A 19,960-nucleotide genomic window follows, 5' to 3' on the forward strand; every position below is an offset into this window, starting at 1 on the left:
GCCGGTCGGCCTTAGACCCGGCTATGCAGATGCGCCGCCAGCCGCTGCATTGCGGCCGAGGCGTCGGCCGGGTCCAGGCGGACGTCGATGATGCTGGGCGAGCTGCGGTTGGCCAGTGCCGCCGTGAGCGCCGCTTCGAACGCTGCCTCCGTGCCGGCGGCGTATCCTTGCAGCGGGCCGAAGACTTCGCCGAGCCGGTCGAAGCGCCAATCGCCGATGTCGTTAAACGGCCCCTCGAGAATAAAGCGCTCGGTACTGTAACCGCGGTTGTTGAAGACGACCACAATCGGGTCCAGGCCCAGGCGGGCAAAGGTCGCCAGTTCGGTGCCTGTCATCTGGAAGGCGCCGTCGCCGACCAGAATCAGCGCCCGCCGGTCGCGGCGGGCGATTTGGGCGCCCAACGCCGCCGGCACGGCAAAGCCCATGCTGGTGTAAAACGCCGACGACAAAAATTCCGACTGTTCGTGCACTTGCAGATCGATCGTCGCAAACAGGCAGTCGCCGACGTCGCAGACCACGATGAACTCGGGGCCCAGGGCTTGATTCAGGCGGCCGACCAGGCGCGCGGTGGTGATGGCGCGATCCGGCAACGGAAAATCCGCTGCGGTCACAGTGCCCGGCGCGGCAACGAATTTTTCCGGGCGCACCGGTACCGATTTGGCCAAGGCCTGCAGGAAGTCCTTCAACAATACTCGCGGGTAACGGTGCGAGCTGATCACCACTTCGTCCTGCGCCGCCCTGACCATGCGTTGCGGGTCGAGTTTGGCGGTATAAATGCCGGTGTCGACGTCGTTCAGCGTCACGCCCAGCATTAGCAATAAATCGGCTTGCTCGACCAGGTAGCGGGTGTATTCGGCGCTCATGGTACCTTCGTAAATGCCGAGATAGGCCGGGTGCCGTTCGGCGATCACCGACTTGCCGGTCAGCGTGGCGGCGACCGGCAGGCCGGAGCGATTCACCAAGTCGACCAGCACCCCTTGCAAGCCGCGGCGATGGATCTCCACTCCGGCAACGATGATCGGCGAGCGCGATTTTTCGCCCAGTTCCATGGTTTCCGCCACCGCTTCGGCCAACGCGGTTTCGTCGCTGCCGCAAACTTCCGGAGCCGGGCCCGGCATGGAGTAACCCGGCACTCTGACCCGGTCGCGCGGGATTTCGATGTAAACCGGTTTGGAGTAGTGGCGCGCGGCGGCCAGTGCCTGGTCGATCTGGCGACAGGCGATTACCGGATCGTTCAGGACCACACTGGCGCAGGTGATGCGCTCGAAGATTTCGCGTTGAAAGGTAAACGGTCCGAAACGGTGATGCAGCAAGGGATCGTTGCGCTGCTCGTCGACGCCCGGCGCGCCGCTGATTACCACCACCGGCGACGATTCGGCGTAGGCACCGGCGACGGCATTGACCGTGTTCAACGCGCCGACTCCGTAAGTCACCGCGACGGCGCCCAGGCCGGAACAACGGGCGTAACCGTCGGCGGCAAAGGCCGCGGTGTCCTCGCGGGTGGTGCCGATATGGCGGATCGGGCTATGCACCATCTGGTCGTAGAAGCCGAGGATGTAATCGCCCGGTACGCCGAAGATCTCGCTGACGCCCAAGGCGTAGAGCCGGTCGAGCAAGTATTGGCCGATACTTTCGGCATTTTGCGTGTTCATCGTCACCTCCCGGAAAGCTACGGCTGTTAGTGTTCCGCGCCGGCACGAAAAAACCAGCGCGAAGGTTGAACGTAAGACTGGATTGGGTATCGAAGTTTCCGCAGCACCCCGGTTTTGTCCGATTGCTGCTAGACTGCGGCCGAACAACCGCCGCCAATGTTTCTGCCCAACTTGCTTCTATGAAACTCGAACTCGAAAAAAATCACGGCTTAAGCGTAGTCACTATTCGGGAACCGCGGGTCGATGCCCACAATTCCGCCGAATTGAAGGACTATCTGGCGCAATTGATCGAGAGCGGCGAAAACCGGATTCTGGTGCGATTGGCCGACGTCCGCTTCATCGACAGTTCCGGGCTGGGCGCGCTGTTGTCGGCCTATAAAAGAACCGCCGCCGACGCCGGCCAGTTTGCGCTGAGCAACGTCCAGCCGCAGGTGTTGTCCATGTTCGAGATCACCCGGCTGAACCGCGTGTTCGAGATTTATGCCGATGCCGCGGATATGCTCCCGAGTTAGCCGACGAGTTTGCCCATGTCTCCCACCGCCATCCAAGTCGATGTCATCATCCCGACCCACACCAAATATCTGGATCTGGTTGGCAGCATCGGCGAGCGGGTCGTCAGGGAGTTGGACGGCTTTGCCGGCGACCGGGAAGCCCTGGCCTACCAATTGAACTTGGTGCTGACCGAAGCGGCGGCGAACGTGATCAAGCACGCCCACGACGCCGCCAGCAAGGATACGGTGCGGGTCACGATCCAGCTTTTGGACGAGACGTTGACCATCAAAGTCTACGACCACGGCCAGGGTTTTGACTTGGAGACCGTGCCCAGCCCCGATTTCGCCGCCGCGCCGGAAAGCGGCATGGGCTTGTTTCTGATCCGGTCGATGATGGATAAGGTCAGTTATACCCGCCAAGCCGATTGCAACGTGCTGGAGCTGGTCAAATATTTGAAATGAGCCGGCGCCGTGGCATCCTGGAGCCATCAAGCCGACCCGCTTTTGCCTGCGCCGTAGTCTGCGAAATCGGGTAACCGGCTGCCACCTCAAAATATAGGGCATCGATCATGCAGCATCAGGACCCTTCTTGGAACGAACAACTTCTCGTCGCCTTGCAGCAGGCGCTCGACGCCGAGCACGCCGCGGCACTATGGCGAAACCTCGCTTCTGCCTTGCCTTTCGACTATCAGGCGCTAATTACGCCGCCGCAAGCCGTTAAAGATCTGCTCAACCTGGAGCGAATGTCCGGGCCAACGGTGCCATCGGCCGAATTGTTGGAACCGGCCGGCGCTACCGACGCCTACCGCCTGCATTTTTACGGCACCCGGCAACGCTATCTGGACGAGTTCATTCCGGTGCTGGAGAACCTGAATTTGCGGGTGTTGGACCAAGTCCAGTTCGGGTTGAGTCTGGAGCGGCAAACGGTTTATCTGAAAAGTTTCAGCGTCGAACCGGCCGCGGCCGATTGCCCGCCTTTGGACCGGATCAAACCGCAGCTGCTGGCCACGATCCAGGCGGTGATGGCAGGGTGGGTCGAAAACGACGGCTTGAACCGGCTGGTGGCCTTGACCGGGATGGATTGGCGCGATTGCGACGTGTTGCGGACTTACCGCAATTATTTTCTGCAGTTGCACAACTGGACCAGCAAAGCCACCATCCAGCAAGCGCTGGCTGCCAATCCCGCCGCCGCGCGCGGGCTGTTCGATTATTTCGAAGCCCGGTTTCGCCCCGATCCGGAATGGCAGGATTACGCCGTCAGGGACGAGCAGGTGTTGTTTCCATTGCGCATGCAACTGTTGCAAACCATGGCGGCGGTGGCGAATATCCAGCACGATCGGATTTTGCGCGGCCTGTTCAATTTGATCGACGCCACGGTACGCAGCAATTTCCACCTGCGGCGTGAGGCTGCCGAGCATTTTATTGCGATCAAACTCAACAGCCTGGGCGTGATCGAGATGCCGGCGCCGCGACCGCAATACGAGATTTACGTCCACGCCGCGGACATGGAAGGCATCCATTTACGCGGCGGCCGGGTATCGCGCGGCGGCATTCGCTGGTCGGACCGGATCGACGATTTCCGTACCGAAATCCTGGATCTGATGCAGACTCAAATCAGCAAGAATGCCTTGATCATCCCGACCGGCGCCAAAGGCGGTTTCGTCGTCAAACCGGGCGGCTCGAACCAGGACTTCAGGCAGGCCGGCCAGCAGGCCTACCGCCGCCTGATCCGCGGCATGCTGGATTTGACCGACAACCTGCAAGACGGCGTCGTAGTCACGCCGCCGCAGTTGGTGGTGCACGACGACCCCGACCCTTATCTGGTGGTGGCGGCCGACAAAGGCACCGCCAAATTTTCCGACATCGCCAATGCCGTTGCGGCCGAGTACCGGTTCTGGCTGGGCGACGCCTTTGCCAGCGGCGGCTCGCACGGTTACGACCACAAGGCCTTGGGTATCACTGCCCGCGGCGCCTGGGAATGCGTCAAGCGCCATTTCCGGGAAATGGGCAAGGACATTCAAACCGAGGCTTTCAGCGTGGTCGGCATCGGTAGTATGGACGGCGACGTGTTCGGCAACGGCATGCTGCTGTCGCCCTGCATTCGCTTGCAAGCCGCGTTCAGCGGCCAGCATATCTTTATCGATCCGAACCCGCCGGCCGGCGCTGCCGCGTTCAACGAGCGCAAACGCTTGTTCGAATTGCCCGGTTCCAGTTGGCAGGATTACGACCGAAATTTGATCTCGGCCGGCGGCGGAGTCTATAGCCGTAGCGACAAGGACATTCCGGTGTCGCCGGAACTGAAGAACTGGCTCGGCATCCGCTACCGCAGCATAGACGGCGAAGCCTTGATCCAGTACCTGCTGAAGGCCCCGGTGGAATTGCTGTGGCTGGGCGGGATCGGCACCTACGTCAAAGCCGGTGCGGAACGGCACGCCGATGTCGGCGATCGCGGCAACGACAACGTCCGCATCGACGCCGGCGAATTGCGGGCGCTGGTGGTCGGCGAGGGCGCCAACCTGGGTTTTACCCAGGCCGCCAGAATCGAGTACGCCTTGCGCGGCGGCCGGATCAACACCGACGCGGTGGACAATTCCGCCGGGGTCGATACCTCCGACCACGAGGTCAATCTGAAAATATTGCTCGCCGGCCTGCACAAGCAACGCCTGGTCGACGATTGCCAAAGCTTGTTCGAAAGCCTGACCGACGCAGTATGTGCCGCGGTATTGCAGGACAACATCGCCCAAAGCCAGTGCCTGTCGCTGGACCAAATTCGTTGCCAGGCCGATCCGGGCTTGTTCATCCAGGTCGCTGAGCGGCTGGAGGCGGCCGGTTTTCTGGATCGTGGCGTCGAATCGTTTCCGGAAACCAAGGATATTCTGAGTCGGCCGGGGCAGATCCTGACGCGCCCGGAATTGGCCGTGTTGATGGCCGCCGCGAAAATGTTTCTGGCGCGGCAATTGGAGAAAGCGCGCGCCCACCTGGATGCGCCTTGCTACCAGCCTTACCTGGCGGCCTATTTTCCCGCGCCGCTGCGCGAGCGCTTCGGCGCCCAGCTGGCCGAGCATCCGTTGGCGGCCGAGATCAAGGCCACCGTGATCGCCAACCGGATCGTCAATCAGGCCGGCAGCAGCTTTCTCGCGCTCGACGACGGTGAGAACGGCAGCATATTGGCGGTAGTCGACGCCTATCTGGCTTTCGATCAGGCGTTGGCCGGCGAAGCGTTGCGGACGCGGATTGCGGCAGCCGGGCCGGAGCTGGCAAACGCTAGCCGCTATGGTGCCTTGCTGAAACTGGAACAGACTTTATCCTGCTTGTGCGTCTGGGCTGCGGCCCGGCAGACCGCGGTCGTAGCCGACGCCGACACGGTCGCCGTGTTTCAAACGTTGCTGGCAGACTACCGCCGCTACCGCCTTGCCGACTATCCCGTTCCGGATGCCAGCGAGTATGCGCAAGCCGGAATGGCGGACGATTTGGCGGCCGAGATGGGTTTTATCGAAAGCCTGCCCGACTTTTTGTGGCTGGCGGCGCTGGTCAGCGAGACCGGCCGCGATTTCGCCAGCGTCGACCGCTTGCTGCAATCCGTAGACCAGACCTTGGCTATTCGCCCACTGGCTCAGCAGTTGGCGCAGATTCCGCAACGCGATTTTTGGGTCAGGAGCGTTTGCGCCGCATTGCAGGCGGATTTACGCCGCTACGCCGGCGAATGGGTCAAGCAAATGCTGGCCCACGGTTGCAGTTCCTGCGCCGAATATATCGAACAGAAACAATTGCGGGCCGGCTTGAACCGCTACCGCAAAATTCAGGCGGAAAGCCGGAAATTGACGTCGTTGAATTTGTTGAGTTACGTCGCGCTGGTGCGCGCTTTGGGCGCGGTGTTGCCGGCGTAAGGCAATTCGGGCTGAAAACGTCCGATGATCGCCGTCGGCTGCCGAGCGTCCGATTTTTTGCGGTTTTTGCATTCTAGGGTTGGAACGCAGATCGGTTCCTGTTTTTAACCTGGACCGTTTTAAGTAAAACTTGGTTGGGGGCAATGGTCGATACCGGCCATAAGCAGACAAACGTTACATAGGCGCAAATGGCAAATGTTCATCCAAAAGCAGCTGTAGCGTTTAGTGAATTTACCCCTTTAGCTAACTACGCGCTTCGAGCTGTTCAATTCCTCTTATGGTTGTGTAATAAGTTGTCTAATCCCCGACTTTTGACAGAACTGACAAAAGTCTTTTTTTTCAGGGGGGGGTTTGCTACCATAAAAGCTACACGCTACCTCATTGATACGGACTTAACTTTTAACAAGACGAAATGATAAAACGATTTGGCTTTCGAAATTTTAGTAGCTTTAAAGATGGAGCTGAAATCAATTTCACATACAGCAAAGGTACGCCGGATGAAACGTCCAACGGACAAGAGATTGGGGCTGTATTAGGAATTAAAGGAGCTAATGGTTCTGGTAAAACAAATATTCTAAAAGCTCTTGTTTTTCTTCACTGCTTTTGTGCTAAGCGAATGTTCACAAGACCTAATCCGAACACAGTTGACGCTGAAATAGAAATTCCTTTACAAACTTTTTTTTACAATGATGATATTACCGAATTTTATATAGAGCTCCTAATTGATGACACCACTTATTATTACGAGATTGATTTAACAAGAAAAGGCATACAGCGGGAGGAATTACGCCGAAAAAACAAAAAAGAAATTACGTGCTTGATTCGAGAAAAAAATAAGATCACAAAATGTATTAAAGAGTTTTATGAATTAAAATCCTTAAAGCTTAAGCCAGATCAATCCATTATAAGCGTTGTTTCAGATTATGAATTCCATGAGCAAATGGACGACCTTAAAAAACTATATAAAAGTTTTTTAATTATTCAGTTCAACGTAGGAGAAACAGGCTATAGAAGTTATGAAGTGTACGATTATTTTGAAGTTAGTAAATTCTATCGTGAAGAACCCAAAGCACTAGAATTTACCAAACACATCATATCCGGTGTCGATGATGGTGTAATAAATATTGAAATTGAAGAAGCCGTTGACAAAACAACTGGAGAAACCAAGTATTTCCCAGTGTTCATCCATAACAATAACGAGCACGAGTTTTCGGTCGGATTAGCCTATGAATCCATGGGCACTAAAAGCTTATTCTTGAACTTATACAACTACTGGTTAGCTTTACGTGCTGGTAGTTTACTTGTATTAGACGAATTTGATACCCACCTGCACGCTATGATCTTACCTCAAATTATTCAGCTTTTTATCAACCCTGAGATCAACACAAATGGTGCGCAGTTAGTAATTACAGCACATAATACTGAGATCATTGATGCATTAGGTAGATACAGAGTAGTGCTTGTTAATAAAGAAAACAATGAAAGTTACTGCTACCGGTTAGATGATATCAACATGCTAAGAAACGACCGCCTGATTTCTCCTGTTTATATCAAAGGAAAAATTGGTGGAACTCCTAAAAACATCCATAACTTAACCAAAAATTTGGCTGAGAAATGGAGATAATTAATGGCGAAAAATTTTTCATCTAGCCCCAAAAAAGACGCGTTTCTTAAAAAAATTCCACAGGATACTATTGAAACATCTAATATAGCTACCAGATGTAAATTTAACTTTTCATATCTTGATACCAGCCAAGGTGGACAAGACTTCATAAATTGGAATGACACAGCCGGTGATAGTAAGCTTGTTAAACTAATGGATAAACTTAAAGAATACACTCGAGAATCTTTAAGCTACTGGAAAAACAAGGAAATAGGTACAGGGAAGAGAGGTGGAAAAGGCAAGCGTCAAAGTTGTCTAGAAATTTACGGTGATTTTCCAAAAAACTCAGCGTTTGCACATCCCGCTCATGTTCCCGAAGATGTTTCGTGGGCTCGTATTAGACTTGATAACAAAACCCGGTTAGCTGGATTTGTGATTCCGGATAGGTTATCTGGCTTAAATGACACTTCAGGCAAGCAATACGATATAAATACATTCTACGTGGTTTTTTTAGATGAAAATCACCAGTTCTACTTAAAGTAATGGTATCCATGCTGAATGACAGCTCGGCGATACTTTAGGGTCATCAGGTTGTTAACAGGACACCCGCTGTGGGGCCTACAAGACAATCACGCCTTGACCACCAGTCGGCGAATTTCCTGAGAACCGAATCCAGCCCAAATAACGTGGCACAACATAAAACCTAGCGGCTTTCATTCTAACCTTAGAAGGCACATGGCCATTTTTTGTTGTACTAACGGACCAAATCCGGCTACTATCCTGCCCATGATATTTTCCAATCTGCTTTTTCTCGTCAATAAACGCCGCTGGCTATGGGGCTTACCTATTGCCGTGGTGTTTGCGTTTTTCTAAAAACTTTCAAGCAACCGCGGGCTTGCCGCAGTTGCTTCGTCATTTGCCAAAGGCCCGCATCGATTCAGGAGGCCCAATGGCTACAACCGTTTCCACCCATTCATTTCAACACCGCCGTTTGCTCGGCTTCGGTTTGGCGACTTTGGCCGCGATCGGTTTTTCCGGCAAAGCCATTTTCGTCAAACTGGCTTATGGCGAAGCGGTCGATGCCGTGACTTTGTTGGCGTTGCGGATGCTGTTCTCGGCGCCGTTTTTCCTGATCGTGGCCTTGCGCCATGCCTGGCAAAAACCGGCGCAGGCCTTGAGTCGGCGAGATTGCGCGGCATTGTTGTTATTGGGCCTGCTGGGTTATTACCTGTCCAGCTTGTTCGACTTCATCGGCCTGCAATATATCTCTGCCGGTCTGGAGCGCTTGATTCTGTTTTTGTACCCGACCTTGGTCGTGGTGTTGTCGGCGCTGTTGTTGCACAAACCGTTCGGCCGCAAAGAGATCGTCGCCTTGTTGCTCAGTTACGCCGGGATCGGCGTGGTGTTCAGCGATCAGGTGACGTTGCAGGCCGAACATTTGTGGTTGGGCGCCGGTTTTGTGTTTGCCAGCACGTTGACTTACGCGGCGTATCTGATCGGCACCGGCGAGACGGTGGCCAGGATAGGCGCGTCGCGCTTTACCGCCTACGCGATGCTGGTGGCCTGTGCGGCAACGCTGATCCAATTCCTGTTGACCCATCCGCCGCAGGCGTTGCTGGTCTCGGCTCGGGTCTATCAATTGAGTTTGTGGATGGCGATTGTGTCGACCGTGTTGCCGGTATTCATGCTGTCGGCGGCGATCCGGATCATTGGCTCCAGCCATGCCTCGCTGATCGGCGCGTTGGGGCCGGTGGCGACGCTGTTTTTAGCGAATGTGTTTCTCGGTGAACAACTGAGCACCTTGCAAATGGCCGGCGCGGCGCTGGTGTTGGCCGGGGTGTTGAGCCTGTCGCGAAAATGAACCGCGGCGCAGGCCTTAGTGCCGGTCGTCGGCCGATCCGCCCGAGGCCAGCATTTCCCTGGCATGGGCCAGCGTGTTTTCGGTGATGGTGACGCCGCCCAGCATCCGCGCCACTTCGTGCACCCGTTCCTCCTCGCTGAGCCGGCGGACGCTGGACGAGGTGACGGCGGCCTTCTGGTTTTTGGCGACGAACAGGTGCTGGTGAGCTTGGGCGGCGACCTGCGGCAGGTGAGTCACGCACAGCACCTGGCGGTTGCGGCTGAGCCGGCGCAGTTTCTGGCCGACGATTTCGGCGATGCCGCCGCCGATACCGGAATCGACCTCGTCGAAGATCATGGTCGGCGTGGTTTTGTCGGTGCTGGTCGTGACCTGGATCGCCAGACTGATGCGCGACAATTCGCCGCCGGAGGCTACTTTAGCCAAAGGTTTGGCCGGCAGGCCGGGATTGGTGCTGACCAGGAATTCGATCTGGTCCAGGCCGTTGCGCTGCGGTTCGGCCTGTTCCGGCGTCTGCAGTTTGACGATGAATTCGCCGTGCGGCATGCCCAGTTCCTTGATCGCGTCGGAAATCCGTTGCTGCAGCTCGGCGCCGGATTGACGCCGGTTGGCTGACAATTCGGCGGCCAGTTTGCGGTACTGGTTCAGCAAACGTTCGCAATCGGCGTGCAGCGCTTCGATGCGTTCGCTGCTGTGGCTGAGATTATGCAATTCTTCGCTCAGGCCTGCGGCCAGGGCCGGCAGTTCTTCCGGCTGGACTTTGTGTTTGCGGCTGAGCGACTGGATCACGCCGATCTGGTTTTCCAGCCAGGCCAGTTGCTGCGGATCGGCCTCCTGGTTTTCCAGGAAGCGGCGCAATTGCTGGGTGGCCTCGCCGATCTGGATTTCGGCGTCGCCGAGCAGTTCCGCCACGCCGTTCAATTCGGCTGCGTATTGGCCCAGCTCTTGTAGCGCGTGGATCACGTGGCCCAGCATGTCGGCGACCGACTGCTGGTCGTTGTCGTACAAAATCTCGAGTTGTTGTTGGCCGACGCCGAGAATTTTACCGAGGTTGGCCAGTTTGTGGTGTTCGTCGGCCAGGGCCTGGTAATCGAAGTTTTCCAGGTCCAGTTGCTGCAGTTCTTCCAGTTGGTAGCGCAGCAATTCCTCGCGTTCGGCCTGGTCGCTGCCGGCCTTTAGCAGTTGCTGCAATTCCTTGTGCGCCTGACGCCAGTTTTGGTAACACGCGTTGAGTTGTTCCAACAAGGCCTGATTGTTGGCGAAGCCGTCCAGCAGCCGGCGCTGCTCTTCGCCGTCCAGCAAGGTCAAATGGGCGTGTTGGCCGTGGATTTCCACCAATTGCCGGCTCAAGGCCTGCAGGGTCTGCAGATTGACCGGACGGTTGTTGATGTAAGCTTTGGAGCGGCCGTCCTCGCTGACCGTGCGCCGGATCAGGCACTGGCTGTCGTCGTCCAACTCTTGGTCGGCCAGCCATTGTTTGACCAGCGGCGCCTTGCTCAAATCGAATTCGATATTGATCTCGGCCCGTTTGCTGCCGGGACGGACGTAGCCGGAATCGGCGCGGTCGCCGAGCGCCAGGCCCAGCGCGGTCAACAGGATGGATTTGCCGGCGCCGGTTTCGCCGGTCAATACCGACATGCCGGGGTCGAGGTCCAGATCCAGGGCGTCGACCACGGCCAGGTCGAGAATGTTCAGGTTCAGCAGCATGGGTTCAGGCGGGGTAGCCGCTCCAGTTGAGTTTGCTTCTCAGGATATGGAAAAAATCGTGATCTGCCGGGTGCAGAATTGTAATCGGTTTCTCGGCCTTCTTGATGACGATCTTGTCGTTGATGCGGACGTCCGGAATTTCCAGATGGTCGCAGGTCACCAGCGCATTGATTTGTTTGGCGCGACTGAAGCGGACTTCGATGGTGACGTTGTCGTCGATCACGATCGGCCGGTTGGACAAGGTATGCGGATTCAGCGGCACCAAGACCAGGGCGTGCAACGCAGGATGCAGGATGGGGCCGCCGGCTGACAGCGAATAGGCGGTGGAACCGGTCGGCGTGGCGACGATCAAGCCGTCCGAGCGTTGTGTGTTGAGATAGACGCCGTCGATGCTGGTGACGATCTCGATCATGCTCGGCGTGACCCAGCGGTGCACCACCACTTCGTTGACCGCGGTTTGCTGGTGGATCAACGTGCCGTCGCGGATGATAGCTGCATTCAATAAGTGGCGTTGCTCGGTTTTGTAGTTGCCCGCCAGAATCTGTTCCAGGCTGCCGGAGAGTTGTTCCGGCGAGATATCCGCCAGAAATCCGAGCCGGCCCAGATTGACGCCCAGCAACGGCACGTCGAAATCGGCCACCGCCCGCGCCGCGGCCAGGAAAGTGCCGTCGCCACCCAAGGCCATCATCAGATCGCAATGCTCCGGCAAACGCTCGATGTAGACGCCGGTGACGTCGGCGTTCTCGATCAATTCGGCGCTTTGGCTTTCCACCGCCACTTGAAAACCCCGGCGCAGCAGATAGCGGTAGAGTTGGTTCAGCGTCGGCGCGATTCCGGGGTCGCCGAACTTGCCGACGAGGCCGATACGCTGGAATGGGCTTGGCATGGCATAGGGTTGGTTGAGAATGTTGCCCGGATTATACAAACAGGCCGGCGGAAAGTCTTGGCGCAAGTTGCGCCGGGGTCACGCGCAGCAGCTTCTTGTCTAGTTATTTGGGCCTATAGACAAAACAATGGATGTGGCTAGAATCCGGAAATTTTTAAAGGCATATTTGATTTGCCCCAGTTTATTTTGCTTGATCCCAACCCATGAAATTCGACCGAGTAATCCTGGTTGTCGACGAAGACATCTCTTCCTACAAGGGCATTTTGCGGATGGCCGAACCGCTGGCGGCCGAGGTGGTGCATTTTGCCTGTCGTCACGAATTGAGTCGGTGGACTGTCGAGAACCGTGACAGTTTCGATCCGGGCAAGTTGGCTTCCAGCGTGGTGTTCGATCCCGAGTTTCTGGACATCTTCGACAACGGCCCGTTCGACGAATTGTTCGGCCAATGCCCGCGGATTTGTATCAGCCGTAGCGGGCGTTTGTCCAGGGCGATGCAGGCGATCAATTCCGGCCTGTTCGATTTTATCGAGAAACCGTTTCGGCTGGAGCAGATGCAGCAGGTGTTGGAAAATTCGTTGGCATCGCACGAGCGCGATAGGCGCCGGCTCAGCGACTTCAAAAGTTTAACCCGCCGAGAATTGCAGACCTGCCAAATGGTGGTCAGCGGCCTGACGAACCGGGAAATAGCGGAACAGCTGGATATTTCCATCAAAACGGTCAAAGTTCACCGGGCCAATTTGATGCGCAAAGTGCGGGCTAAATCCGTGACCGAATTGCTGCGCGGTTACGACGAATTTATGGTCAAGATCAACGGCGTACCGAGTCTTGTGAAAAAATTCTCCGTGGGGGCGTGAAGCCTCGTTATCCCGGAGCGGCGGCCGTGGACTGGGCGGCCTGAGTCTCGGCCGATAAACGTCCGGCCAATCCTTTTTGCGATACCGGTTTAACTTCAACTGCTAACCGAATTACCCTTTGATGGAATTGACTCTGTTTCCTACTATCGGCGCTATTGCCCAGCGTCAAATCTTGCGAGCCTCGCTCGATATGAGTGTGCGCGAGGTCTCCGAGTTGCTGAGCCGGAACAATGTCAGCAGCGTCGTCATCGAGCAGGCGGACGGCCACTACGTGTTTTCGGTCGAAAATCTGTTGCAACACGTCCATTCAGGCGGCCGGAGCGGCGCGACCCTCGGCGAGTTGCCGATTCGCAAAATCGCCTGTCTGGACGAGAGCGAACATATATTGGTGGGGCTGGAGGTGCTGGAAAATAGCGGCGACCGTTATCTGGGGGCGGTAGGGGCCGGCGGCGAGCTGGTAGGCATCTTGACCTATACCGATATCCTCTCGGCGGTCGATCCGACGGTATTGGTGCAAAAGAAAACCATAGGCGAACTGATTTCCCGCACCGAGCCGGTCACGTTTTCGCCGGACTGGATCCTGGAAGACGTACTGAGTCACCTGCGGAAACTGGAAGATTCGATTATCGTGATCGACGCCGGGATCCCGGTCGGCATCATCACCACCAAAGACATTTTCCGGATTTTGTCGTCCGGCAGCGCTACCGATTTGCCGTTGACGGAATACATGACCAGCCCGGTCGCAACCACCGATACCGGCGCGACGATACACGACGCCTTGATGCAATTGAAGACCTTAAAGATCAAACGCTCGGTCGTCGTGGACGAAAACCGGCGTTTGGTCGGCGTCGTCACTCAAAGCGAGCTGGTCGGATTTGCCTACGGCACCTGGATCGATTTGGTCAAACACCATGCCAGCGAACTGAAGGAATTGGTCAGTTTTCTGGAATCGAAAGCAACGGGATTGGAAAAAACGGCGCTTAGCGATCCGTTGACCGGTATCGGTAACCGGCGCATGCTGCAGAAACGGCTGGAAGAAGAAATTCAGCGCATGCGGCGTTACCGGTCGACGCCGTTTTCGTTATTGCTGATCGACATCGACCATTTCAAAAACGTCAACGACAGCCACGGCCACATGGTGGGCGACGAAGTCTTGAAAGTGCTGGCATCCGCTCTGCGCGGCCTGGTCCGGGCCGTTGACGACGTAACGCGCTGGGGCGGCGAAGAATTTGCGATTTTGTTGCCGCATACGCCGGTCGATAATGCCGTCGAATTTGCGGAACGAGTCCGCCAGACGATCGCCAATCTGGTTTTCCCGCGCCAAATTCGGACGACCGTCAGTATCGGCGCCGGCGAGTTTACGATGACGGAAACCGAGCAGGCGTTCTTCGAGCGGGTCGATCAGGCCTTGTATCGCGCCAAGCGCAACGGTCGCAATTGCGTCGTCGCCGATGCCGACGCAGCTTAATTGACCTGAAGCGGCCGCCCGGAAGCCGTCACATCACGAAAAACGTACTCAGGTAAACCGCACCCAGCAACGTGGACAGCAAGCCGAGTTTGTTTTGCAAAGTCAGCGATTGCCAATAAAGCTCGCACTCGGTTTTTCGCCGCACCCAGGCATTCATCAGTGCCTGCTTTAGCCGGCGCTGTATTCGTGGCAATGCTTTCCACAGCGCGTAAAGCGCCGAACCGCCAAGTGCCAACAAGATGTAAAAGGTGATGATCTGGCTGCCGTGGCGGGTGGTGTGAAAAGTATGCTCCACGGCATGTTCGATGCCAAGCTCGAACCATTCGAATGCCAGGTGCAGCATTTCGAACAGGAAGTGGGCGACGCTGAAAACCAGGTCTATCGTCATGTCGTACATTGCCAAACCGGCTCCGACGCCGGCCACGGCTATTAAATCCAGATGTTGCCTAATCATGCCAGTGCCTCTTTAAACAGTGATACAGCATCGTTTCCATTGCCGGCAGCTCCGCCAGCCGCCGCAGTTTACTCGACCGTGATGGCAGGCGCAAAGCCCGCCATCAGCGGAAAATCCGCCGACATTCCCTTGGGGGGAGAAATGTCGCAACGGATTCGGCAAGATTGTAATAAAACATCGATTCGATACCAAAATATTTTTGCATTGCCCCCGTTCCACAGAGCGATTGTGGTCTTGGGGGAGGACTGGTGCGGATTTTCTTCCCTGCTGCCGCGCTCGGCACCGGACGGAATGGCGAGAACCGACATTCATATAGGCTATCGCGATAGCGGAAACAATACGTGATATTCGAATTTGTCTGGGGATTTGCATTCCTCCGATTACGCTTCGCTAATCGGAGCTACGCGGGCTTGGAAAAGCACGGTTTGATATTGCAAGCCTCGATGGAGCGTCAGCGGAATAGAGGGCGTTAGCTATCCGGTCATCAAGCTCACCTCGGCAATTGGCAAAATTGGCCTTCGAATCCTCGATTGTATGGAGACTACTTGCTATATGGCCATTGTCAATTTTTTTTACATATGTAGAAATGAAATCTTAATATTTAAATTGGGAATTATTTTAAATTCATGGGCTTATAATATATGGTTTGCTTTTTGCATTTAAATTGTTTTCAATTCGTTTAGTTGCTTAAAGCTTTGGAGGGTGAATGAAATATAGAACTTGTTATTTTGTCGTAATGCTAATGGCATCAGCTGAAACGTTTGCTTCTCCCATTCAGTGGTCGGGCAATGGTCATTGGTACGAATATATTGATACAGCAGTTACTGCGCCTCAAGCCTTTATTCAGGCACAGCAATCTACCTATTTAGGCATGCAAGGTTATCTCGCTACTGTAACTTCTTCTGAAGAAAATCAATTTGTTTCATCAAATGTTGCAAACGGAGCATTGTCATGGTTGGGAGGGTCCGACGACAATGCGGATATTAACCTATGGACATGGCGTAATGGCCCAGAAGCGGGGCTCCCGTTCACGTATACCAATTGGGGCTTCATGGAACCAAATAATTGTTGTGGTGGTGAAAACTACGTCCATACTAACTGGAACGGCCTTGGGATCTGGAACGACCATGGCGGTCCGGGAAGCAACTCTTCTCAAGCAAACGGATACATTATCGAATATAGCCCTACAACCGTGCCGATTCCAGGTGCAGTTTGGCTGTTTGGCTTTGGTTTGGCTAGTTTGGCCGGTCTACGCCAAACAAAAGTTTTCTAAAAAAGTATTAAGTGGCTATTGTAGGCGAGGTGATGAGTTAGCTAAATTAAAGCATTAGCCTCGTTTTTCATTGCACTTGGGAGATTTTTATAACAAAAAAGGCCGGTTTCCCGGCCTTTCTCAAATCAAACAGCTTATTTCAACAACCCCTGCAACAACCCATTCAACTTATGCACAAACGCCGCCGGATCGTCCAACTGGCCGCCCTCGCTGAGGATGGCCTGGTCGAACAAAATATGGCTGATATCGGCAAACCGCGCGTCGTCTTGCTCGTTTTTCAGGGCTTGCACGATGGCGTGGTCCGGGTTGATTTCGAAGATCGGCTTGCTGTTGCCGCCCATGCCGAACATGCCGCCGGCGTGGCCGGCTTCCTTCATGAGCCGTTCCATGTGCAGGCTCATGTCGTAAGCGCCGGTCACCAAACAAGCCGGGGAGTCGGTCAGACGGTGGCTGATTTTGACTTCGCTGACTTTGTCGCTGAGCACGTCCTTGAGTTGCTTGACCACCGATTCGAAGTCCTTGCTGACTTCTTCCTGATGTTTTTTCTCTTCTTCGGTGTCGAATTTGTCGAGATCCAGCTCGCCCTTGGCAATCGATTGCATGTGCTTGCCGTCGAATTCGGTCAGGCTGGATACCAGCCATTCGTCGATGCGGTCGGTCAGCAGTAATACTTCGATACCTTTCTTGCGGAATACTTCCAAATGCGGGCTGCTTTTGGCTGCGGCGAAGCTGTCGGCGGTGATGAAGTAGATTTTTTCCTGGCCTTCCTTCATCCGGCTGACGTAGTCGGCCAGCGACACGTTCTGGGTCTTGTCGTCGGTGTGGGTCGAAGAAAAACGCAACAGGCCGGCGACGCGGTCCTTGTTTTTGTGGTCTTCGATCGGGCCTTCCTTAATGACGTTACCGAATTGCTCCCAGAATTTTTGGTATTTCTCGGCGTCGTTCTCGGCCAGATCTTCCAGCAGGCCCAATACCTTTTTCACGGCGCCGCCCTTGATGGTGCTGATCTGTTTGCTTTGTTGCAGGATCTCGCGCGATACGTTCAAAGGCAGGCTATCGGTATCGATCACGCCGCGGATGAAGCGCAGGTAGCGCGGCATCAGTTGTTCGGCGTCGTCGGTGATAAAGACTTTTTTGATGTACAACTTTACGCCGTGTTTGGCGTCGCGATCCCACAAATCGAAGGGGGCGCGGCCTGGCACGTACAGTAACAAGGTGTATTCGTTGGTGCCTTCCACCTTGCTGTGGACGTGGGCCAGCGGGTCCTGGAAGTCGTGGCCGACATGTTTGTAGAACTCGTTGTACTGTTCTTCGGTGATGTCGTCCTTGGATTTGGTCCACAAGGCCGACGCGCTGTTGACGGTTTCGTCTTCGATGCGGGCCGGTGCGGTTTCGTTGCCGTCATCGTCTTTCTCGGCCGGGATTTCCTGGCTCATGATGATCGGCAGGGAGATGTGGTCCGAGTATTTTTTGATGATGGAACGCAGTTTCCAGGCGCTCAAGAACTCATCTTCGCCTTCTTTCAGATGCAGTACGATTTCGGTGCCGCGGCTAGCTTTATCGACCGATTCGATGCTGTATTCGCCCAGGCCGTCGGATTCCCAGCGCACGCCTTCGCTAACCGGCGCGCCGGCCTTGCGGGTGGTCAATGTCACTTTATCGGCGACGATGAAGGCCGAGTAAAAGCCGACGCCAAACTGACCGATCAATTCGCTGTCCTTCGCTTGGTCGCCGGTCAGACGTTCGAAGAATTGTTTGGTGCCGGATTTGGCGATGGTACCGATGTGGTCCTGCACTTCCTCGCGGCTCATGCCGATGCCGTTATCGGTGATGGTGATGGTCTTTTTGGCTTCGTCGAAATCAACGCGGATTTTCAGCTCGCTGTCGCCCTCGTACAAGCTGTCGTTGGCCAGGGCTTCGAAGCGCAGTTTGTCGGCGGCATCGGAACCGTTGGAGATCAGCTCGCGCAAAAAGATTTCCTTGTTGCTGTACAAGGAGTGAATCATCAAGTGCAGCAAATGTTTGACTTCGGTTTGAAAACCTAGGGTTTGTTTGTTTGCCTCAACAGTCATGTCTATACTCTTTTGGTTGTAAAGTGGACTTGGGCAAGTTGGGGATGACTGTTAAATTTTTCAAGGCCGCGGTCGCGGCATTCGGGGCAAGCGGGTTTTATGGTCTCGTTAGTTGATTCTCGCGTATGAAATTGAGTTTAGCCGCTAAGCCGATTCTGATTGTCGAAGACAATCCGGTGATTCGTAAGTCGATACGCGATATGTTGTACGGCTTGAATGCCGATGCGATTGTCGAGGCCGACAGCGGTGTGGCCGCCGTCAATGCCATGGCGAAAACCACGTTCGAGATCGTGTTGTGCGACTACAACCTGGGGCCGGGCAAGAACGGTCAGCAAGTGTTGGAGGAAGCGCGGCATCGCAAATTGATCGATTACCGCAGCATTTTCATTTTAATCAGTTCCGAACAATCCACCGGCGCCGTGCTGGGCGCAATGGACAGCAAACCGGACGAGTACCTGACCAAGCCGTTCAATGCCCAGCAATTGATCAGCCGCTTGCATCGGCACTTTGCGCGCCGCGAGTATTTGGCTGCGATCGAAAAGGCGATGGCGAAAGGCGATTTGGCGCAGGCGATCCGGCACTGCGACACCTTACTGGAAAGTGGCGACGGGACGATGCGCCTGCATCTGCTGAAAATGCGCGCCGAGTTGGCAACCTCTGCCGGCGATTTCGAAACCGCGCGGCAGATTTACGGTGAAGTATTGCAGCATCGGGATTTGCCTTGGGCGCGTCTGGGCCTGGCCGTGATCGACTTTCAAACCAACGATATCGAGCAAGCCATCGCCGGCCTGCAGAGCCTGGTGGCGGACAACCCGATGCTGATGGAGGGGTACGACTGGCTGACCCGAGCCTACGAAGCGCTGGAACGGCATCAGGAGGTTGAACAGGTGTTGGCGCAGGCGTTGGAATTGTCGCCCCAATCGATCCTGCGGCAGAAGAAGTTTGCCGAGACGGCCGATAAAAACGGCAATCTGGAAGCGGCCGAAAAAGCTTATAAGGCGGCAGTCAAACTGGGCAAGCATTCGGTTCACGGCTCCTGTAGCGACTACGCCGGTCTGGCTAAGTTATACGCCAAGACCAATGCCGGCGAGGAGGCTTTAAAGACACTGAATGAAATGCGCCAGGAATACGGCAACCTGCCGGAGGCCGAACTACGGGCGGCGACCTTGGAGGCCGATCTGTTCCGGGCGCAGGGCGACGAGGACGCAGCGCAGCAGGCTTTGGATAAAGCTTTGGAGCTTTGCGCTCGCTTGGGTAGCAAAGCGCCGCGCGAGTTGCAGTTGGAGGTGGCGCGTTCGTGCTTTTTGAACGAGCAGATCGGCAAAGCCGAGGCCATCCTGCACGGATTGATTCATAACCATATCGACGACGAGCCGTTTCTGAACAATCTGCGCGCTATGCAAAGCGGGATCGGCATGCATAACCACTCGGAAGTCCTGATTCAAAAAACCAAACAAGTTTTGGTTGCCACCAACAATAAAGGTGTGGCGCTATACAAGCAGGGTAAATTCAATGAAGCGCTGGATTTGTTCGAGCAGGCATTTTCGGCGATGCCGGAAAACAAGACTATCATCTTAAACATGCTGAAAATTATTATTCACGACTTGAAAGTAAATCCGTTCGACGAAGATAAGGAGCGTCGCGCCAAAACGCTGCTCAAGAAAGCCAAGTTACTGGGCGTGGAGCAGCACAAACTGGGTGTGTTGCAACTGGAATTCGGCAAATTGCAGCGCGCCGCCGTTGCCAAGGTCTAGC

16 protein-coding genes are annotated in these 19,960 nt (G+C 55.2%); 10 read left to right on the forward strand and 6 right to left on the reverse strand.

All coding sequences use genetic code 11. From position 1 onward, the window contains the following. Positions 1-11: 11 nt before the first annotated feature. On the reverse strand, positions 12-1,652 hold the full coding sequence (locus AC0IM9_RS03855) for an alpha-keto acid decarboxylase family protein (protein ID WP_482803128.1): 1,641 nt from the start codon (positions 1,650-1,652) through the stop codon (positions 12-14). 179 nt (positions 1,653-1,831) lie between these two features. Here AC0IM9_RS03855 and AC0IM9_RS03860 point away from each other — a divergent pair, with 179 nt between their 5' ends. From AC0IM9_RS03860 to AC0IM9_RS03885, 6 genes are all read left to right on the forward strand, one after another. Next, positions 1,832-2,164 carry an STAS domain-containing protein gene (locus AC0IM9_RS03860; RefSeq protein ID WP_140911161.1) on the forward strand — a complete coding sequence of 111 codons (333 nt, stop codon included), beginning with the start codon at positions 1,832-1,834 and terminating at the stop codon, positions 2,162-2,164. A 15-nt stretch (positions 2,165-2,179) separates the two neighbouring features. Then, positions 2,180-2,605: an ATP-binding protein gene (locus AC0IM9_RS03865; protein WP_278211263.1), complete on the forward strand. Its 426-nt coding sequence runs from the start codon at positions 2,180-2,182 to the stop codon at positions 2,603-2,605. A gap of 107 nt (positions 2,606-2,712) precedes the next feature. Then, complete coding sequence (locus tag AC0IM9_RS03870) at positions 2,713-6,030, forward strand: NAD-glutamate dehydrogenase domain-containing protein (protein ID WP_482803129.1); 3,318 nt, start codon at positions 2,713-2,715, stop codon at positions 6,028-6,030. 412 nt (positions 6,031-6,442) lie between these two features. Next, complete coding sequence (locus AC0IM9_RS03875) at positions 6,443-7,654, forward strand: AAA family ATPase (protein ID WP_482803130.1); 1,212 nt, start codon at positions 6,443-6,445, stop codon at positions 7,652-7,654. A gap of 3 nt (positions 7,655-7,657) precedes the next feature. Then, the gene (locus AC0IM9_RS03880; protein WP_482803131.1) at positions 7,658-8,176 is read left to right on the forward strand and encodes a DOMON domain-containing protein; all 519 of its coding nucleotides are present in this window, start codon (positions 7,658-7,660) and stop codon (positions 8,174-8,176) included. A gap of 406 nt (positions 8,177-8,582) precedes the next feature. Beyond that, complete coding sequence (locus AC0IM9_RS03885; RefSeq protein ID WP_482803133.1) at positions 8,583-9,494, forward strand: DMT family transporter; 912 nt, start codon at positions 8,583-8,585, stop codon at positions 9,492-9,494. Positions 9,495-9,509: 15 nt separating this feature from the next. Here AC0IM9_RS03885 and recN read toward each other — a convergent pair whose 3' ends face one another. Both recN and AC0IM9_RS03895 read right to left on the reverse strand, forming a co-directional pair. Next, positions 9,510-11,198 carry a DNA repair protein RecN gene (gene recN / locus AC0IM9_RS03890; protein ID WP_482803134.1) on the reverse strand — a complete coding sequence of 563 codons (1,689 nt, stop codon included), beginning with the start codon at positions 11,196-11,198 and terminating at the stop codon, positions 9,510-9,512. Between the two features lie 4 nt (positions 11,199-11,202). After that, on the reverse strand, positions 11,203-12,084 hold the full coding sequence (locus AC0IM9_RS03895; RefSeq protein WP_278211268.1) for an NAD(+) kinase: 882 nt from the start codon (positions 12,082-12,084) through the stop codon (positions 11,203-11,205). Positions 12,085-12,287: 203 nt separating this feature from the next. Between AC0IM9_RS03895 and AC0IM9_RS03900 the strand changes: the two genes are divergently transcribed. Further along, a complete protein-coding gene (locus AC0IM9_RS03900; protein WP_482803135.1) occupies positions 12,288-12,938 on the forward strand; it encodes a response regulator transcription factor in 651 nt (216 codons plus the stop codon). Between the two features lie 121 nt (positions 12,939-13,059). Next, a complete protein-coding gene (locus AC0IM9_RS03905) occupies positions 13,060-14,406 on the forward strand; it encodes a diguanylate cyclase (protein ID WP_482803315.1) in 1,347 nt (448 codons plus the stop codon). 28 nt (positions 14,407-14,434) lie between these two features. Here the strand turns inward: AC0IM9_RS03905 and AC0IM9_RS03910 are convergent, their stop codons facing one another. Beyond that, the gene (locus AC0IM9_RS03910) at positions 14,435-14,860 is read right to left on the reverse strand and encodes a hypothetical protein (protein WP_445371155.1); all 426 of its coding nucleotides are present in this window, start codon (positions 14,858-14,860) and stop codon (positions 14,435-14,437) included. 68 nt (positions 14,861-14,928) lie between these two features. After that, entirely contained in the window at positions 14,929-15,168 is a 240-nt protein-coding gene (locus tag AC0IM9_RS03915; protein ID WP_482803136.1) for a hypothetical protein, read from the reverse strand. A gap of 398 nt (positions 15,169-15,566) precedes the next feature. Here AC0IM9_RS03915 and AC0IM9_RS03920 point away from each other — a divergent pair, with 398 nt between their 5' ends. Continuing rightward, on the forward strand, positions 15,567-16,133 hold the full coding sequence (locus AC0IM9_RS03920) for a lectin-like protein (protein ID WP_482803137.1): 567 nt from the start codon (positions 15,567-15,569) through the stop codon (positions 16,131-16,133). A gap of 134 nt (positions 16,134-16,267) precedes the next feature. Here the strand turns inward: AC0IM9_RS03920 and htpG are convergent, their stop codons facing one another. Further along, entirely contained in the window at positions 16,268-18,205 is a 1,938-nt protein-coding gene (gene htpG, locus AC0IM9_RS03925; RefSeq protein ID WP_482803138.1) for a molecular chaperone HtpG, read from the reverse strand. A gap of 125 nt (positions 18,206-18,330) precedes the next feature. Between htpG and AC0IM9_RS03930 the strand changes: the two genes are divergently transcribed. Continuing rightward, positions 18,331-19,959, forward strand: coding sequence for a tetratricopeptide repeat protein (locus tag AC0IM9_RS03930; protein ID WP_482803139.1), 1,629 nt, complete (start codon positions 18,331-18,333; stop codon positions 19,957-19,959). Position 19,960 lies beyond the last annotated feature (1 nt).

This window comes from Methylomonas sp. Uni0011, from assembly GCF_056850255.1.

Excerpts from the sequence above, each read along its gene's own strand:
- AC0IM9_RS03930 (WP_482803139.1), top strand. The coding sequence starts at position 18,331 with ATGAAATTGAGTTTAGCCGCTAAGCCGATTCTGATTGTCGAAGACAAT.
- recN (WP_482803134.1), bottom strand. The coding sequence starts at position 11,198 with ATGCTGCTGAACCTGAACATTCTCGACCTGGCCGTGGTCGACGCCCTG.
- AC0IM9_RS03920 (WP_482803137.1), top strand. The coding sequence starts at position 15,567 with ATGAAATATAGAACTTGTTATTTTGTCGTAATGCTAATGGCATCAGCT.
- AC0IM9_RS03900 (WP_482803135.1), top strand. The coding sequence starts at position 12,288 with ATGAAATTCGACCGAGTAATCCTGGTTGTCGACGAAGACATCTCTTCC.
- htpG (WP_482803138.1), bottom strand. The coding sequence starts at position 18,205 with ATGACTGTTGAGGCAAACAAACAAACCCTAGGTTTTCAAACCGAAGTC.
- AC0IM9_RS03880 (WP_482803131.1), top strand. The coding sequence starts at position 7,658 with ATGGCGAAAAATTTTTCATCTAGCCCCAAAAAAGACGCGTTTCTTAAA.
- AC0IM9_RS03865 (WP_278211263.1), top strand. The coding sequence starts at position 2,180 with ATGTCTCCCACCGCCATCCAAGTCGATGTCATCATCCCGACCCACACC.
- AC0IM9_RS03905 (WP_482803315.1), top strand. The coding sequence starts at position 13,060 with ATGGAATTGACTCTGTTTCCTACTATCGGCGCTATTGCCCAGCGTCAA.
- AC0IM9_RS03860 (WP_140911161.1), top strand. The coding sequence starts at position 1,832 with ATGAAACTCGAACTCGAAAAAAATCACGGCTTAAGCGTAGTCACTATT.
- AC0IM9_RS03915 (WP_482803136.1), bottom strand. The coding sequence starts at position 15,168 with ATGTCGGTTCTCGCCATTCCGTCCGGTGCCGAGCGCGGCAGCAGGGAA.
- AC0IM9_RS03870 (WP_482803129.1), top strand. The coding sequence starts at position 2,713 with ATGCAGCATCAGGACCCTTCTTGGAACGAACAACTTCTCGTCGCCTTG.
- AC0IM9_RS03895 (WP_278211268.1), bottom strand. The coding sequence starts at position 12,084 with ATGCCAAGCCCATTCCAGCGTATCGGCCTCGTCGGCAAGTTCGGCGAC.
- AC0IM9_RS03875 (WP_482803130.1), top strand. The coding sequence starts at position 6,443 with ATGATAAAACGATTTGGCTTTCGAAATTTTAGTAGCTTTAAAGATGGA.
- AC0IM9_RS03855 (WP_482803128.1), bottom strand. The coding sequence starts at position 1,652 with ATGAACACGCAAAATGCCGAAAGTATCGGCCAATACTTGCTCGACCGG.
- AC0IM9_RS03910 (WP_445371155.1), bottom strand. The coding sequence starts at position 14,860 with ATGATTAGGCAACATCTGGATTTAATAGCCGTGGCCGGCGTCGGAGCC.
- AC0IM9_RS03885 (WP_482803133.1), top strand. The coding sequence starts at position 8,583 with ATGGCTACAACCGTTTCCACCCATTCATTTCAACACCGCCGTTTGCTC.